This window comes from Pseudomonas sp. Emmai (assembly GCF_055179735.1).
This window is the reverse complement of sequence record NZ_CM143685.1, coordinates 4,420,068-4,436,144: the sequence shown is the minus strand read 5'-3', so window position 1 is coordinate 4,436,144 and position 16,077 is coordinate 4,420,068. Positions and strand designations below refer to the sequence as shown.

At 62.5% G+C, this 16,077-nt stretch carries 13 protein-coding genes; 3 read left to right on the top strand and 10 right to left on the bottom strand.

Annotation, left to right across the window (positions count from 1 at the left end; genetic code table 11):
- The first annotated feature begins 94 nt into the window (after window positions 1-94).
- A complete protein-coding gene (locus tag ACY4LX_RS20390; RefSeq protein WP_149661411.1) occupies window positions 95-1,378 on the top strand; it encodes a Zn-dependent hydrolase in 1,284 nt (427 codons plus the stop codon).
- Window positions 1,379-1,431: 53 nt separating this feature from the next.
- Here ACY4LX_RS20390 and ACY4LX_RS20385 read toward each other — a convergent pair whose 3' ends face one another.
- The 10 genes from ACY4LX_RS20385 to ACY4LX_RS20340 form a co-directional block, all read right to left on the bottom strand.
- On the bottom strand, window positions 1,432-2,196 hold the full coding sequence (locus tag ACY4LX_RS20385) for a hypothetical protein (RefSeq protein ID WP_463257613.1): 765 nt from the start codon (window positions 2,194-2,196) through the stop codon (window positions 1,432-1,434).
- Between the two features lie 23 nt (window positions 2,197-2,219).
- On the bottom strand, window positions 2,220-3,719 hold the full coding sequence (locus tag ACY4LX_RS20380; protein WP_463257612.1) for a metallophosphoesterase family protein: 1,500 nt from the start codon (window positions 3,717-3,719) through the stop codon (window positions 2,220-2,222).
- A 383-nt stretch (window positions 3,720-4,102) separates the two neighbouring features.
- Entirely contained in the window at window positions 4,103-5,494 is a 1,392-nt protein-coding gene (locus tag ACY4LX_RS20375; protein ID WP_463257611.1) for an amidohydrolase family protein, read from the bottom strand.
- Window positions 5,495-5,506: 12 nt separating this feature from the next.
- Complete coding sequence (locus tag ACY4LX_RS20370; RefSeq protein WP_149661415.1) at window positions 5,507-6,862, bottom strand: nucleobase:cation symporter-2 family protein; 1,356 nt, start codon at window positions 6,860-6,862, stop codon at window positions 5,507-5,509.
- 219 nt (window positions 6,863-7,081) lie between these two features.
- Window positions 7,082-8,122 carry a CobW family GTP-binding protein gene (locus ACY4LX_RS20365; protein ID WP_463257610.1) on the bottom strand — a complete coding sequence of 347 codons (1,041 nt, stop codon included), beginning with the start codon at window positions 8,120-8,122 and terminating at the stop codon, window positions 7,082-7,084.
- Window positions 8,119-8,730 (bottom strand): UbiX family flavin prenyltransferase, encoded by a 612-nt coding sequence (locus tag ACY4LX_RS20360; protein ID WP_463257609.1) that lies wholly within the window; start codon window positions 8,728-8,730, stop codon window positions 8,119-8,121. The genes ACY4LX_RS20365 and ACY4LX_RS20360 overlap by 4 nt, the downstream gene beginning before the upstream one ends.
- Complete coding sequence (locus tag ACY4LX_RS20355; protein WP_463257608.1) at window positions 8,727-10,112, bottom strand: UbiD family decarboxylase; 1,386 nt, start codon at window positions 10,110-10,112, stop codon at window positions 8,727-8,729. The genes ACY4LX_RS20360 and ACY4LX_RS20355 overlap by 4 nt, the downstream gene beginning before the upstream one ends.
- A 132-nt stretch (window positions 10,113-10,244) precedes the next feature.
- Window positions 10,245-11,150: an amidohydrolase family protein gene (locus tag ACY4LX_RS20350; protein ID WP_134418495.1), complete on the bottom strand. Its 906-nt coding sequence runs from the start codon at window positions 11,148-11,150 to the stop codon at window positions 10,245-10,247.
- A gap of 4 nt (window positions 11,151-11,154) precedes the next feature.
- Window positions 11,155-12,084 (bottom strand): amidohydrolase family protein, encoded by a 930-nt coding sequence (locus ACY4LX_RS20345; RefSeq protein ID WP_463257607.1) that lies wholly within the window; start codon window positions 12,082-12,084, stop codon window positions 11,155-11,157.
- Window positions 12,085-12,425: 341 nt separating this feature from the next.
- On the bottom strand, window positions 12,426-13,319 hold the full coding sequence (locus ACY4LX_RS20340; RefSeq protein ID WP_463257606.1) for a LysR substrate-binding domain-containing protein: 894 nt from the start codon (window positions 13,317-13,319) through the stop codon (window positions 12,426-12,428).
- Window positions 13,320-13,437: 118 nt separating this feature from the next.
- Between ACY4LX_RS20340 and ACY4LX_RS20335 the strand changes: the two genes are divergently transcribed.
- Together ACY4LX_RS20335 and ACY4LX_RS20330 are read left to right on the top strand one after the other, a co-directional pair.
- Window positions 13,438-13,902, top strand: a complete 465-nt coding sequence (locus tag ACY4LX_RS20335; RefSeq protein ID WP_463257605.1) for a (2Fe-2S)-binding protein — start codon at window positions 13,438-13,440, stop codon at window positions 13,900-13,902.
- Window positions 13,902-16,073, top strand: coding sequence for a xanthine dehydrogenase family protein molybdopterin-binding subunit (locus tag ACY4LX_RS20330; RefSeq protein WP_463257604.1), 2,172 nt, complete (start codon window positions 13,902-13,904; stop codon window positions 16,071-16,073). Before ACY4LX_RS20335 ends, ACY4LX_RS20330 begins: the two co-directional genes overlap by 1 nt.
- Window positions 16,074-16,077: the final 4 nt, after the last annotated feature.

Sequence of the window (16,077 nt, the reverse complement as noted above, 5' to 3'; positions counted from 1 at the left end):
CCCTTGTAGGAGCGAGGCTTGCCCGCGAAGACGGCCGCAAAAACACCCAAAAAATGCCTGTAGAAACCTATAACAACTGCCTGAGGAGATCCCCATGAACGCTGCCGTAGACGTTCTGCAATCCACCCATCAGCACATAAACCGCGACCGCTTGTGGCAGTCGCTCATGGAACTGGCCAAGCTCGGCGCCACGGTCAAGGGCGGCGTGTGCCGCCTGGCCTTGACTGACCTCGACCGCCAGGCCCGGGATATTTTCGTCAATTGGTGCGAGGAGGCCGGCTGCACCGTCACTGTCGACGCCGTCGGCAACATCTTCGCCCGCCGCCCCGGCCGCAACCCGAACCTGCCACCGGTGATGACCGGCAGCCACATCGACACCCAGCCCACTGGGGGCAAGTTCGACGGCTGCTTCGGCGTGCTCGCCGGCGTCGAAGTGCTGCGCACCCTCAATGACCTCGGCGTGGAAACCGAAGCGCCGCTGGAAGTGGTGGTCTGGACCAACGAAGAAGGCTCGCGCTTCGCCCCGTGCATGATGGGCTCCGGCGTGTTCGCAGAAAAATTCACCCTCGAAGAAACCCTGGCCAAGGTCGATGCCGACGGCGTCACCGTTGGCGAAGCCCTGAACGCGATCGGTTACGCCGGCCCACGCAAAGTCAGTGGCCACGCCGTCGGCGCCTATTTCGAGGCGCACATCGAGCAAGGCCCGATCCTCGAAGACGAACACAAAACCATCGGCATCGTCATGGGCGCCCTCGGCCAGAAATGGTTCGACCTCAAACTGCGCGGCGTCGAAGCCCACGCCGGCCCGACCCCCATGCACCTGCGCAAGGACGCCCTGGTCGGCGCCGCTGTGATCGTCGGCGCCGTCAACCGCGCTGCCCTCGGCCATCAACCCCACGCCTGCGGCACCGTCGGCTGCCTGCAAGCCTACCCTGGCTCGCGCAACGTCATCCCCGGTGAAGTGCGCATGACCCTCGACTTCCGCCATCTGGAACCGGCGCGCCTGGATTCGATGATCGCCGAAGTGCGCCAAGTCATCGAAACCACCTGTGAGGAACACGGCCTCACGTTCGAGCTGACACCGACCGCCGACTTCCCGCCGCTGTACTTCGACAAGGGCTGCGTCGAAGCGGTCCGCGGCGCGGCACAGGGGCTGGGTTTGTCGCACATGGACATCGTCAGCGGGGCAGGGCACGACGCGATCTTCCTCGCCGAACTCGGCCCGGCCGGAATGATCTTCGTACCCTGCGAAGGCGGCATCAGCCACAACGAAATCGAAAACGCCGCGCCGGATGACCTGGCGGCCGGGTGTGCGGTGTTGTTGCGGGCGATGTTGGCGGCATCGAAGGCAATTGCCGACGGTGAATTGGCGGCCTGAGTTGAAAACCCGTCGAATGTTCACGCCCCAACGCGGCGTGAATCATCGATCCCTTAGCGGGTTTCCTTGATGTCGTAGCTGTGCTGGATATGGAAGAACCCGCGCGGTGTCTGCTGGGTACCTAATTGCTGGTAATACGGATACCAATACTTGGCCATGATCCACAGGTATTCCGGGCATGCCGCCCGGGATTCCAGGCCCGGCGTGACGTCGAACTGCGCGGTGTTGTAGACCGCCTCCAACATGCTCGCCCCGGGCATGCCGATGCCTTCATGGATCGGGTTGGGCGTGCGATCGGCACCCCAGGCGTAGGCGAGCCAGCGCAGGATATGTTCCAGGCTGTCGACCGGCGAGCGCGAATGCTTGAAGCGCTCGATGGATTCGCGAATGGTCTGCTGCGGCACCGGTAGCGCGATCACGCAGACGTTTTCCCAATGGGCGGCATCGGCAAAGTGGCTCAGGGGTTGTTCCACCACGCCGTTGCGCTTGGTGGCGAACTCGGCCTGTTCCGGCTGGAACAGTGGCACATGGATCGCCGTGGTCTTGGCCGCCGACCTCGGTGCCAGGTTGATGAACGCGGCCTCGGACCAATACGAGGGCAGCAAGTCGTTGCGCAAGTGCGACTGGGCGACTCGCAACCGGAACGCGAGGATATCGATGGCGCCGAACAGCGCAATGAACGACCAGGCTTTCGGGTCCAGGTCGAGCTTCTGGATCGCTCGCAAAACCCAGGCGTCATTGCCTTCCTGCTTGGTGCGTTTGAGTGGTACGAAATCCGGGTTTTTACCCTTTGCCGAAGAGTTGCGCGCGTGCGCCATGGCAGATCTCCTGTCGGATCGATTCAATAAAAGCGTAAGAGGTAATTGGCGGTGGACTTGGGTTGCTTGAGCCGGTTGTCGTTACTGACCCCGAAAAAGGTCACTTTCATGTCCAGGCCAAACCCGGATCGGGTCAACTGCAGCACGGCAATCTGATTGCCGTTGCATTGGAAGTAGTTGTCCTCGGTGGTGCGGGACACGATGAAGCTGTTGCGGCTGCCGAACTTGTGCGGGCTGTCCTTTTCCTCCGGCGCAGCGGGGTAGCCGGGCCAATCCTTGCCGCGCAGTTTGTCCATTGCAATGTCCGCCAGGGACGAGCGCGGGATCATGGTCGATGGCGAGCAGATGACTTCGTACAACATCGGCGTCGGTTGCGAGCCGTGGCGGGCAGCGCACACGCGGCTCCAATGCACATCGCCGGTCAGGAACACCACCGGAATGCCCTGGCTGGCCAGGCGCTCAAGTTGCACCTCGATCAATTCGAACTGCTGATAGTTGGCAAGGTCGGCATCGACGTACTTTTTGCTGAAGTCCCCCGGCGGCTTGGTAAACAAGGGTTGGCCGGCGGACAACACACCGACTTTGGGTGAGTTGTTCTGCTTGGCCTGAATCAGGTCGTCAGCCCATTTTTGCAGGGCCATCGCCGCATCGTCGGGCATCAGGCGCTTGAAATCCTCATCGCGTCGGGTGCGGGTGTCGAGCATCAGGATGATCAGCGGATCGACCTCGATACGCTGGAAACCGGGGATGTCCTGGGGCGTCCTGGCCGGCCCGCCCAACTGGAAACCGGCGTACAAATCCATGGCGGTGTTGGACCAATCCTGCTTGTCGACAAAGGCCAGCGGCGGCAGCTGAAACTGATCGAGCGGGTAGTTGTTCCAGAACTCATGGTCATCCGGGATGCAGGCCGTCGGCGCCGTTCTGAGCACCGATTGCAAGCCGCCGGTGCCGAGCGAGTCGGAGCACCAGTTCTTGTAGTACTTCTGGCCGATCAGCTTCTGCACGCCGTCCAGGCTGAAACGCCACGAAGGGATCACCGGCACGTCCAGATACACTTGATCGCCCAGCATCAGACTCAAGTGTGGCTTGAAGCCAGAAGGCAGGTGCGCGACGGCGTTTTCCAGGGCTTTGTCATCGCCATTGGGCTGGTAGTAGCAGGAGCTCAGCAGAATGTTGAGCGGGGCGCCGTCGGCGGGCACCGCATCGGGTTGGGAGACGAACGCCAGGTTATATTCCACGCCGTTGGCGACTAGCCGGAAACAGTGATTAATCCCGGCGCCGAGGCGCGCGAAGGTGAACACGCCCTGGTGGTTCAGCGGTTTTTCAGCCGCGTTCTTGACACCATCGTCGATCGGATAAAGTTTTTCGTCGGCGGCGGGTGCGGCCGGGGCCTGCGTGGTCGGTGTCGGGCCGAGGAAGAACGTCGGCGACGCCGGATTGTCGAGCCCGAACACCCCGACCCACAGCTGTACCGTGCCTTTTTTCGCGGGGGCACTGATCAACGGGCGGGCGACCAGAATCATCGGCTGTCTCCTGTACCTGCCTGGGTTTCCATACAAAGCCAGGGCCGGACACTGCTTGAAGTGGGGTGGGTGTGTCCATCAACTTTAGAACAGAGTAGGGCGGGTATCGAAAAAACTTATGAAAGGCCAGATGCATGGCGGCCATCGTCAAAAGTTCGCAGCCTTCGCCAGCTCCTACATTGCGGATCGTTCCCACGCTCTTGCGTGGGAATGCCTCAACGGACGCTCTGCGTTCGGCGTTTGATGGGACGCGGAGCGTCCCGGGCTGCATTCCCACGCAGAGCGTGGGAACGATCGTTGCGGTGGGATTCAGTGCAGAGCGTGGGAGCGATGATTGCGGTGGGGTTCAGTGCGGAGCGTGGGAGCGATCGTTTTGGTCCGGCTCAGTCGTCATCCTGGCCCATCAACTGCCTCACCCCATCCCACGCTTGCGCGCGCATCCGCTCCACATCCAGCCCCGGGATCACGCCGTCGTCGACCACCACGCGCCCGCCGACGAGGCTGTAACGCACGACAATCGGTTCCCCCGCGACCACCGGCGCCACGGCAATGTCGTGGAAGCCAAAGAACCGTGGATGGTCCAGGCCATAGATCACCAAGTCCGCAGCTTGGCCAATCTCCAACGTCCCGACCGCGCCCAGCCCCAACACCTGCGCGCCACCCGCCGTGCCCCAGTGGATCACCTCTTCAGCGGTGGTCGCCGAGGCCCCTTGTTCGGCGCGATGGATCAGCCAAGCGGTGTGCGCTTCGCCGACCATGCTCCCGGATTCATTGGACGCCACACCATCGACCCCCAGCGAAATCGGCACCCCGGCCTCGACCATTTGTGGCACGGGCGCGACACCGCTGCCCAAGCGCGCATTGCTCACCGGGCAATGGGAAATGCCGGTGCCGGTTTGCGCGAGCATGCGGATTTCCCCGGGTTGCAGGTGCACGGCGTGGGCGAACCAGACGTCGGGGCCGAGCCATTCGTGTTCGGCGACGAATTCCACCGGCAGGCAGTTGTATTTCTCGCGGCAGAAGTTCACGTAGTTCTGCGTCTCCGACAGGTGCGTGTGCAAGCGCAAATTGAGCCCGCGTGCGGTGTGCGCCAACTCCCGAAGCAAGGTCGGTGGCAGGGAGAAGGTCGGGGTGGTCGGGGCGACGACGACCCGGCGCATGGCATCGGGTGTGTCCTGGTGATAGCGAGACTTGAGCCGCTCGATATCACCAACCATTTGCTCCAGCGATTCCGGTTGCAGCGCGGTTTTCGAGAACCCCGGATGGGCGCTGGCCGACTCCAGCGCGCCGCCCCGGCACAGCACGAAGCGCAGGCCGAATTCATCGGCGGTGTCGAACAACTGGTCACCGCTCTCGGTGCTGCCATGGGCGTGATACAGGTAGTGGTGATCAGCGCAGGTGGTGACGCCGGACAGCAGCAATTCCGCCATCCCCAGCCGTGCGGCGATCCGGGTCAGTTGCGGGGTAAAACGGTTGAGACGCGGGTAAGGCACGCTGGCGAGCCAGCCTTGCAGGTCCTGGTTCAAACCTTCGGGCACGGCTTTGAGCAGGTTCTGGAACAGGTGATGGTGGGTGTTGATCCAGCCTGGATAGACCACCGAATTACGTGCATCGATTACCCGTTCGCCGGGTTGCGCCTCCAGTCCGACGGCCATTTCGGCGATGCGGCCGTTGACGATGCGAATGTCGACATTGCCGGCCCGGGCACGCGGGCCGCGCAGGCCGGTCATCACCGCCACGGGGTGTTTGATCAGGATGTTTTGCAGTTGAGTCATGGTCGGCTCCGGTCAGAGGATGTGGGAGGCAGAGTTACTGGCGGGGGCATCGGGCACGCTGACGCCATTAAGCGCAGCGTTGAGCAGCACCGACACCAGGCAGGCGATCACCACGCTGCTGTGCAGGAACGGCTGGCACCACTCGGGCATTTGCTTAAACAGGGTCGGCGCGAGCACCGGCACCAGGGCGGCAGCGATGGTGAAGCCGACGATCAGCACGTTGTAGCGATTGCGCTCGTAATCGACTTTGGCCAGGGTCTGAATCCCGGCCGCCGCCACCACGCCGAACATCGCGATCCCGGCGCCACCCAATGCGGCGGTGGGCATGGACGCGATGATCGCCCCGGCCTTCGGCACCAGCGCCACCGAGCACATCAGCAAGCCGCTGATCGCCACCACCCAGCGGCTGCGCACGCCGGTCAGAATCACCAGCCCGACGTTTTCCATGAAGGCAATGAACGGAAACGCCGCGAACATCCCGGCGATGGTGCTGGCCAGGCCATTGGCGCGCAGGCCGTTGATCACTTGTTTCTCTTCCACCGGTTTGTCGACGATGTCGCCGATGGCCACGAACAGGCCCATGGACTCGACCATCTGCACGATCATCACCACGATCATCGTGGCAATCGGGATCAGGCTGAACGTCGGCAAGCCGAAGTAGAACGGGTAGGGCACGGTGAGCCACGGCGATTCCTCCACGCTGTGGAAACTGCCCATGCCCAACCCGTAGGCCAGCCCGGCGCCGACCAACATGCCGACGAGTACCGCCATGTTGCGCATCATCGGGCTGCCGTAACGGTTGACCAACAGGATGGTCGCGAGCACCACGGCGGCGACAGCGAGGTAGGCCGGCGCGCCGAAATTGCTGGCGTTGCGCCCGCCGCCGACCCACTCATAAGCAATCGGAAACAGCTGCAAACCGATCACGGTGACGATGCAACCGGTCACCACTGGCGGGAAGAACCGGCGCAATCGACCCACGAACGGCGCGGCGAGCATGGTAAAGATCCCCGCGCCGATCACCGCCCCGCAGACCCCGGCGAACCCCACCTGTGGGTTGGTGCCAATGGCGATCACCGGGCCGACGCTGCTGAACGCCACGCCCTGGAGAATCGGCAAACGCACGCCGAATTTCCAGAAACCGACGGTTTGCAACAGGGTGGCGATGCCGGAGCAGAACAGCGTGGTGCTGATCAGCACGACGGTATCGGCCTGGGACATTTTCAACGCGCTGGCGACAATCAACGGCACGGCGATGGCGCCGATGTACGAGACGGCCATGTGTTGCAGGCCGAGGGTGAGCATTTGCCGGACCGGCAGAATCTGATCGACCGGGTGCACGGTGGAGACGGTGGTGGCTGACGACATGGGGAAACACCTCTTGCTGTTTTTGTGCTGTAGAGAGGGGTATTCGTTCTGATGCCGGGGGGTGATCAGTCGACCACCGCCGTTCCTTGTGAGAGCTGACTCTGTGGCGAGGGGGCTTGCCCCACGCCACAAAAGCGCGCTCACACAGGGTTTTGCGTTCGGCATCAGCCTTTCGTTCTGTGTGCCCGGAACCGCCATCCACCGGCTCCGATGCCGTGTTCAGCCTGCCAGGCAGGCGGCGAAGCCCTGGTTCAGCGCCGCGCGGTCCAGGTCGCGGCCGATGAACACGATTTTGCTGGAGCGCGGTTCCGTGCCCCACGCCGTCGAAGCGCGGAACTCCACCAGGCTGTGCACGCCTTGCAGTACATAGCGCTGGTCCTGATTCGCCACCGACAGCACGCCTTTCATGCGGTAAAGGGTGTCGGCCTGCTCGTTGCGTAGCTGGGTGATCCAGCGATGAAAGGCGCCCAGGTTCACCGCGCCGTCCACGGCGATCCCGACGGAAGACACGCTTGGGTCGTGCTCATGGTCCGGTTCGTCGTGATGGTGTTCTTCGGCGTGATGGTCGTGTTCCGAACCGATTTCCATCAGCTTCTGAGTCGATTCAAACGCGCCGATCCCGAGGATTCTGGTCAGGTCGATCTCGGCATAACTGGACGTCACCAGCTCCGCCGTGGCGTTCAACCCGCGAATCTTGCCCCGCAGCGCTTCCACGTCTGCGGCGCTGACCAGATCGACCTTGTTGATCACGATCCGGTCGGCACACACGATCTGATCCACCGCCTGGTTGTCCACGCCATCGAGCTGCAAATCCTCCAGATGTTGGGCGATGTGCTTGGCGTCGACCATGGTCACGATGGCATCAAGTTCCACTTCGTCGGCAATCGGGTCGTTGATGAAAAAGCTCTGGGCCACCGGGTACGGATCGGCCAGGCCACTGGTTTCGATCAGGATGTGATCGAGGCGCACCGGGCGCGCTACCAGTTCACGGACGATGCGCACCAGGTCTTCGCGGACTTCGGCGGTGCAGCACACGCAGCCGTTGACCATCTCGTAGATTTCTTCGGTTTCGGAGCTGAGCACCAGGTCGCCATCGATGCCGACTTCGCCGAATTCGTTTTCGATCACGGCGATTTTGCGTCCGTGGTTTTCCTTGAGGATGTAGTTCAGCAGGGTGGTTTTGCCGGCGCCGAGGAAGCCGGTGAGGATGGTCACCGGGATTTTGCGGTTCGGGGTTGGGGCATTGAATGGGCTGTTCATGCGAGCTCCTTCTGTGTTGCTGATTGGCCGGCGCCCACTGGGCCGGGTTCACCCCAGCGCAGCGCGGTACCGGCATCGAGGCCGAACAGGTCGAGGACACGGCCGAGGCTGTGATCGACCATTTGCGAAAGGTTGTGCGGGCGGGCGTAGAAGGCTGGCACCGGCGGGGCGATGATCCCGCCCATCTCGGTGACGGCCGTCATGTTGCGCAGGTGCGCGAGGGTCAGCGGGGTTTCCCGGGCCATCAACACCAGCGTGCGGCGTTCTTTGAGCGTGACGTCAGCGGCACGCCCGATCAGCCCCGAAGACGTGCCGGTGGCAATCTCCGCCAGGGTACGCATGGAGCACGGCGCGACCACCATGCCCAAACAACGAAACGAACCGCTGGCAATCCCGGCGGCCACATCGTCGGCCCGGTGGTAATGGCTGGCCAGGGCGGTGACGTCGGCCAGTTTGTAGTCGGTTTCATGGGCCATGGTCAGCAGCGCGGCACGGCTGATGATCAAGTGGGTTTCGATGTTCAGTCCGGCGAGCAATTCCAGCAGGCGCACGCCGTAGATAAACCCGGACGCACCGCTGATGCCGACGACCATCCGCTGACGGTTCATGACTGGTAGCTCTTGAGCAAGGTGCGCGCTCGCTCGATCACGTCCTGATCCAATTGCGCCTTGATCCCGTCGAAGCCTGAGCCGCGCGTGGCGTCGAGGCCCATGCGCGAAGTGGTGCCATTGACCGAGGACGACGGATCAAGCGGACTGCCGGGCAAGCCGTCGATGACGAAAATGTCCTGATGCGGCTGAAAGTGCGTGGCCAAAGCCCAGAGCACTTGGCTGTCATCGGTGATGTCGATGTCGCTGTCCACCGCGATCACGGTTTTCAGGTACGGGTCCCAGCCGAGCAGGGCGAGCATGATCTGCCGCGCCTCGCCGTCACGACTTTGATCCAGCGCCACGTAGCAATGAAAGTGCGTGCCGGAATTCGGGTAGTGGACGGAGGTGACAGAAGGAAAACGCGCCTTGAGCTTTTCGCTCATCTCCGCTTCACGAGGCAGCCGCGCCAGGGTCAGGTGTTCGGCATATCGCCCGCCGACCACGTCCACCAACCAGGCGTCCTTGCGGCGCATCAGGGTGTCGACGCGCAATACGTTGTTGGTCGAGCGATCCGAGGAATAGCCGCTGAATTCGCCGAACGGCCCTTCCTCGGCATAGGCCGCCGGGTCGATGGCGCCTTCGAGCACAAACTCGGCGTAGGCCGGCACACCGATGCCGTAGCGCGGGGTCTTGACCAGTTCCAGCGCCGAACCGAACAAGCCACCGGCCACCGCACGTTCATCGCTGCCGTAGGGCAAGCGTGCAGCGGCGGCGAGCATGAACAAGGGGTGGGCGCCGACCACCATGGCCACGCGTAATTCTTCGCCACGTTCGCGAGCGGTTTGCAGCATGCGCCACAGGTGCCCCCGTGAATGCAGGCTGGTGGCGAGGGTCTGGCGGGCATGGCGCATCGAGCGGTGGTAGCTCATGTTGGCGATGCCGGTGACCGGGTCTTCGGCAATGATGATCGCGTTGGTGATGTACGGCCCGCGATCACTGTCGAAGTGCTTGAGCATCGGCAGCAGCGCCAGGTCTACCGCTTCGCCTTCGAAGATTTGGTCCAGCACCGGGCCGGTTTCCACGTAGCGCGGCGGGATCGGCTGGTTGGCTCGGGCCTGAAAAGTTTCGTGCAACTGCGCCGGCGTCACGCCGAAGATTCGTGCAATGCGGGTCCGGGAGGCGAACAGGTTGGTCGCCACCGGCACGCCGAGCTGGCCGACCTTTTCGCAGATCAGCAACGGGTCGCGGCCTTGTGTGGCGAGGGCATCGACCAGGGCGGTGACGTCCTGGTCGGCGGAAAGCTGTTGTTGAACGGTCAGCACATCGTCCGGGTACTGCCGGCGATAGGCGTCGATGAAAGCGTGGAAGTCCTGGGTATCGCCGAGCGTCGAGAGGGGCATGGTTTCACCTCGTAAAAAAGCAGGCGCGCAGGGGATCGGCGACGTTCGATCGACAAGCCGTTGGCCTGCCGGTCGATCGAACGCCGGTTCATCTGAACGCCTGAAAGGTCGCTGTGCTCTTGTTTAAAAAGCCTAGAGGTACGTCGTGGTCAGACGAATGTCCGCCTCGATCAGGTCCTTGGGTGGCGGCGTCGGTTCGATGCCGCACAACCGGGCGATGTTGTTGCCCAGGTAGTCCTCAAGGTGATCCTCATCGATGCCCAGACCCTGCGGCGCCGGTGAGCACAAGACCTCCAGTTCGCGCAACCACATCCCCGGTTCGTTAGGGGGCGAGTCAGTGCCGAACACGATCTTGTTACGCGGCAATTCCTTGGCGAATTCGACGATCCGCGACTGGAAGCACCAGCCGGATTCGCAGTACACGTTCGGCGTGTCCATGGCCATCCAGAACGCTTCGAACGAGTAATTGCCACCGGTCTGGATACCGAAGTGACCGATGATGAAATTGACCATCGGGAACTCGCGGATGATCGGGTAGAACATCGTCGGGATGGTGTACGGGCCGTCACCGGTATGGATCAGCACCACGATGTTGTACTTGGCGCAGACCTTCATCGCCGGGCGCAGCCAATCGAGTGCGCGGTCCGGGCGGTAGCCGTGCATGTTGGCGTGCAGCTTGAGCATCTTGAAGCCGTATTCCTTGATGTGGAATTCCAGCTCAGCGGCACCGTTTTCCGGTCCCCAGCGCGGGTTGAAGTTGAAGTTACCGATGAAACGGTCGGGGTACTTCATGCACAGCTCGGCGATGTACGACATGTAGTCACGCACGCCTTCGCGGCCGCGACGGTTGCCGTCGCGATACCCGGTGTTGCCCGGTGGCGGCTGGATGAAGCCCATGTCGATGCGCCGGGGTTTGCCGTTGATCATGTACGGGCCGTCCATCAGCTTGAGCATGCGCTCGCCCGTGAACGGTTCGCCGGTGTGGCGCCAGGCCTCGTCGACCAGGTTGGTGGGGTGCAGATGGGTGTCGATAATCATCGGTTCAGCTCCTGGCCAGTTGGGTGGTGACTGGGCGCTTGAGTTGCGCCTCTGCTTCGCTGACGGTGCGCGGCGGCGGGGTGGGCTCCAGGCCGATCATTCGCGCGGTGTTGTTGCCCAGATAGTCTTCGAGGGTGTCCTCGTCGAGGTTCAGGCCCTGTGGCGGCTCATGGCAGAGCACTTCGAGCAGGCGCAACCACATGCCCGGTTCGTTCGGCGGGGTGTCGGTGCCAAAGAGAATTTTGTGGGTCGGCAGGACCTTGGCGAACTCGACGATCCGCGATTGCAGGCACCAGCCCGATTCGCAGTAGACGTTGGGCAGTTCCATCGCCCATTGCATCGGTTCGAACACGTAGACGCCGCCGGTCTGCACGCCGAAGTGGGCCATGATGAAATCGACGTTGGGGAATTCCTTGATCATCGGCACCCATTCCGACGGGATGCTGTACGGACCGTCGCCGGTGTGCAGCTTGACCGGGATACCCAGCTCGGCGCATTTCTCGAAGCATGGACGGACCCAGTCCAGTGCGCGGTCAGGACGGTAGGCGTGCATGTTGGCCTGCATCTGGACCATTTTGAAGCCGTGTTCGGTGACGTAGCGCTCGATGGCTTCGACGCCGTTCTGAACACCGCAACGCGGGTTGTAGACGAAGCAGCCGATGAATCGGTCCGGGTAGGTCTGGACCATTTTCAGGGTGTAGGCCATGTAGGCGTCGATGGATTCGCGACCGCTCAGGTCGCCGTCGGTCCAGGTGTAAATGGTGTTGCCCTGGGGCGGTTGGATGAAGGCTTTGTCGATGCGGCGAGGTTTGCCATTGACCATGTAGGGGCCATCCATCATCTCCAGCAGACGCTCGCCGGTGAACGGGTCACCGTCATGCCTCCAGGCGAGGTCCACCAGGTCGGTGGGATAGCAACTGATATCGATGATCATTGAAGTCGATCTCCTGATAGCGGGGAAGGGAGCCTTTGGGCTCACAGCAACCACGTCCCGGGTTATCGGCCATTTCTATGCGCATGAACGCGCATTCCCTCGCCTGGTCGCATCCGGTTCGGGACGCTGGTTGCCTGGGAGGAAGTATTGGGAGGGGGTGTTCGGTTCGTACAATATTAATTGGGCGGGGTGTTGATACCTGTTCGATATCGGGCGGCAAACCGATCGACTGATCGTTCCCACGCTCTGCGTGGGAATGCCGCCCGGGACGCTCCGCGTCCCATTGGAACGCGGAGCGTCCCTTGATGCATTCCCACGCGCAGCGTGGGAACGATCAGCGATCAGCGCTCGAAGGTGCGTCGGGCCAGGTTTTTGATCACCTCAACCACCGGCGCCACCCGCTCAGCCTGTCCCGGCGGCCACACGGCGTAGAGGTTGTAATGCGCTGGAATTTGCGCCTCGTTCAGCTCTACCAGACGCCCCGAACGCAAGGCATCCGCCGCCAGCAATCCACGCACCAGCCCTGCGCCGACGCCGGCTTCGGCGGCGGCGATCAGGTTCGCCGCATTATCAAAAACTACCCGTGCCGAAGGCTCAACCGGGGTCATGCCCGCCGCATCCAGCCATGGAATCCACGACCGGCGCGTATACCCCAGCAACGGCAATTGCAGCACCTGCGCTGGAGTCATCGGCACCTGCAAGCCATGCCGTTCCAGTAATGCAGGCGATGCCACGGCCCGAACGCTGTCGCCACAAATCTGCGACATCTCGCAGTCGTCCCAATCGCCATACCCATAGCGTAACGCCAAATCCACGCGCTCAAATGCGCTGCGATCCGAGCGCGGCATCGACAGCAACACCACCTCATGCTCCGGCAATAAATCCAGCAGCTGCGGCAAGCGCGGATTGAGCCAGCTCTGGGCCAGTTCGCTGTCCACGTCAATCGTCAGCCGCTGCGCCACGCTGCGGTTTTTCACCGAGGACAATGCCCGGTCAATCTGCGCCAGACCGTCGGACAACACGCTGGCAAACAACTGCCCGGCGTCAGTCAGGTTGCTGCCGCCGCCTTCACGGACGAACAGCGGCTGGCCGATGAAATCTTCCAGCGAACGGATCTGCTGGCTGATGGCGCTGTGGGTCAGATCGAGTTTGCGCGCAGCGCTGGAGAAGCTGCCGCTGCGGGCGGCCTGGATAAACGCGCTCATGGACTGCACCGACGGGTATCGCTTGTACATGCTGTTAGTCCTACTTACACAGGATGGCAGAAATCGTCGCTGGCCCGCTGTTGCGCAGGCTTCCAATAATCGATCACCAGGCCTGCATGAAGACAGGCCGCTCTCTTGGAGCCTGACAATGATCGAATTCACGGTAAACGGCGAACGACACGAGCTGGTAGAGGCGTCGCCCTCCATGCCCTTGTTATGGGTGTTACGTGACCACTTGAAACTCACCGGCACCAAATTCGGCTGTGGCATGGGCCTGTGCGGTGCGTGCACCGTGCACCTGGACGGCGTCGCGGTGCGTTCCTGCCAGTTGCCGGTCGCTGCTGTGGCGGGGCACCGCATTACCACCATCGAAGGCTTGTCGCCGACCGAACAGCATCCGCTGCAACTGGCCTGGGTTGCCGAAGATGTGCCGCAATGCGGTTACTGTCAATCCGGGCAGATCATGTCCGCCGCCGCGTTGCTCAACACCGGGGCGGCGGTCAACGATGAGTCGATCCGCAACGCCATGTCCGGCAACCTGTGCCGCTGCGGCACCTACGGGCGGATCAACAAAGCCATCAAGCGCGCGGCGTCCGCACCGAAGGAGGCGTGATGATCACTCTGTCGCGCCGGGCCTTTCTCAAACAATCGGCGACCGTGACGGCGGGGCTGGCGATTGCATTTCATCTGCCTTCGGGCATCGCCGCAACGACGGGTGACTTCGAACCGAACGCCTGGGTCCGCGTGCTGCCCGATGGAACGGTGAAACTGGTGGTGCACAAGCACGATTCCGGCACCGGCACTCAGACTGCGCTGGCCGCATGCGTGGCCGAGGAACTGGACGTCAACCCGATGACCGTGCAGGTGATCACCCCGGAGAATCCGTTCTTCGAGGCTTACATTCATCCGGTCTGGAAAGTGTTTTCCACGGGCGGCAGCACCAGCGTTTCCCTGGAATACGATCGCTTGCGCATGGCCGGTGCCACGGCGCGGGCGCTGTTGATCGCGGCAGCGGCCAAACAGTGGAACGTCAGCCCCGACAGCTGCACCACGGAAGAGGGCCGGGTGCTGCACAGCAAAAGCCAACGCAGCCTAGGGTACGGTGAACTGGTGACGGTTGCCGCCCAGTTGCCCGCACCGGCCACGGTGACGCTGAAAGACCCGGCGCAGTTCAAGTACATCGGCAAACTGCGGCACAAACGCGATGCCGCGGCCAAGGTCTGCGGGCGTTTCAAGTACAGCATCGATGTGGTATTGCCGCAGATGCTGGTGGCGGTGATTCAACGTGCGCCAGTGGTCGGTTCGAAGGTGCTGTCGGTGGATTCCGCCGCCGCGTTGCAAGTGCCAGGTGTGCGCAAAGTGATCGCGATTCCCGGGCGCCCGGATGTGCTCGGCGGCAATCTGGAAGGGGTCGCGGTGTTGGCCGAGACCTATTGGGCGGCGCATCAGGGCCGTGCCGTGCTTGAGGTGAAGTGGAGCGACTCGCCACTGGCCGGGTTCGACAGCGATGAACTGGTGAAAGCGCAGGCAGCCGCACTGGATGACAAAGCGGCACAGCGGGTCACTGCAATGGCTGCGGGCGATGTCAGTACTCAATGGCCGAACGCGGCGAAGCTGCTCGAAGCCGATTACCGTATGCCCTACAAGGTGCAAAACCCGCTGGAACCGATCTGCATCACCGCCCAGGTCAAGGACAACGCCATCACTTACTGGGGCGGGGTTCAGGTGCCGTCGTCGGCGCTGGAGGCGGCCGAAACCGTGTGCAAGATCGCCAAGGACAAGGTCACGATCAACGAGCTGGTGTCCGGCGGCAGCTTCGGTGCCCGGGAATCCAAATACTGGCTGTTCGAAGTCGCCTATCTGGCGCAACAAGCGAAGGTCCCGGTCAAGTTGATGAACAGCCGCGAAGATGAAATGCGTGCCTTGTTCATGCACCCGGCGACCTTGCATCGGGTCAAAGGCGCATTGGACGCTCAGGGCCGATTGACCGCGCTGCAACTCAACGCCGTGTCGCCGGCCTCGCCAGAACAATGGGAGCCGGGCTATTTCGAGCGCCCGGACAAAATGGACTACAGCACCACCGAGGCCATCACCGCATGGGACTTTGCTTATCGTCCGCCACACCTCGACCTGGCCTGGATCAAGCATGAAAGCGACGTGCCCAGTGGCTGGTATCGCTCGGTCAGCTTCATTCCCAATGTGTTCGCCGTGGAAAGCTTCATGGATGAACTGGCCCATGCCGGCGGGCAAGATCCATTGGCGTTTCGCCTGGCCAACATGAAAGACCGGCCCCGGCATGTCGCGGTGCTCAAAAGCGCCGCCGAACGCGCCGGCTGGGGCCAGCCATTGCCCGAAGGCACCGCGCTGGGGATCGCGACGAATCAGGGTTACACCAGCTTCATCGCCGTGATCGCCCAGGTGTCGAAAAAGGACGGCGCGACCAAAGTCGACAAGCTTACCTGCGTGGTCGATTGCGGCTTGGCGGTGTCGCCGGGTGGGGTCGAGGAGCAAATCTACGGTGGCCTGATGTGGGGCTTCGGCCATGCGTTGTTCGATCGGCTGGACATCAAACAGGGCAGGGTGGTGCAGAGCAATTTCCATGACTATCGCGTGACGCGGATGTCGGACATGCCGGTAACGGACATCCTCGTGCTCGACGGCGAACCGAGCAAACCCGGCGGTGTCGGTGAGTTGGGCAGCCCATCGGTGGCCCCGGCCATCGCCAATGCGCTGTTCAGCCTGACCGGCGTGCGCCAGCGCTCGACGCCGCTGACTCTCGGATAGCCGC

Excerpts from the sequence above, each read along its gene's own strand:
- ACY4LX_RS20390 (WP_149661411.1), top strand. The coding sequence starts at position 95 with ATGAACGCTGCCGTAGACGTTCTGCAATCCACCCATCAGCACATAAAC.
- ACY4LX_RS20385 (WP_463257613.1), bottom strand. The coding sequence starts at position 2,196 with ATGGCGCACGCGCGCAACTCTTCGGCAAAGGGTAAAAACCCGGATTTC.
- ACY4LX_RS20380 (WP_463257612.1), bottom strand. The coding sequence starts at position 3,719 with ATGATTCTGGTCGCCCGCCCGTTGATCAGTGCCCCCGCGAAAAAAGGC.
- ACY4LX_RS20375 (WP_463257611.1), bottom strand. The coding sequence starts at position 5,494 with ATGACTCAACTGCAAAACATCCTGATCAAACACCCCGTGGCGGTGATG.
- ACY4LX_RS20370 (WP_149661415.1), bottom strand. The coding sequence starts at position 6,862 with ATGTCGTCAGCCACCACCGTCTCCACCGTGCACCCGGTCGATCAGATT.
- ACY4LX_RS20365 (WP_463257610.1), bottom strand. The coding sequence starts at position 8,122 with ATGAACAGCCCATTCAATGCCCCAACCCCGAACCGCAAAATCCCGGTG.
- ACY4LX_RS20360 (WP_463257609.1), bottom strand. The coding sequence starts at position 8,730 with ATGAACCGTCAGCGGATGGTCGTCGGCATCAGCGGTGCGTCCGGGTTT.
- ACY4LX_RS20355 (WP_463257608.1), bottom strand. The coding sequence starts at position 10,112 with ATGCCCCTCTCGACGCTCGGCGATACCCAGGACTTCCACGCTTTCATC.
- ACY4LX_RS20350 (WP_134418495.1), bottom strand. The coding sequence starts at position 11,150 with ATGATTATCGACACCCATCTGCACCCCACCAACCTGGTCGACGAGGCC.
- ACY4LX_RS20345 (WP_463257607.1), bottom strand. The coding sequence starts at position 12,084 with ATGATCATCGATATCAGTTGCTATCCCACCGACCTGGTGGACCTCGCC.
- ACY4LX_RS20340 (WP_463257606.1), bottom strand. The coding sequence starts at position 13,319 with ATGTACAAGCGATACCCGTCGGTGCAGTCCATGAGCGCGTTTATCCAG.
- ACY4LX_RS20335 (WP_463257605.1), top strand. The coding sequence starts at position 13,438 with ATGATCGAATTCACGGTAAACGGCGAACGACACGAGCTGGTAGAGGCG.
- ACY4LX_RS20330 (WP_463257604.1), top strand. The coding sequence starts at position 13,902 with ATGATCACTCTGTCGCGCCGGGCCTTTCTCAAACAATCGGCGACCGTG.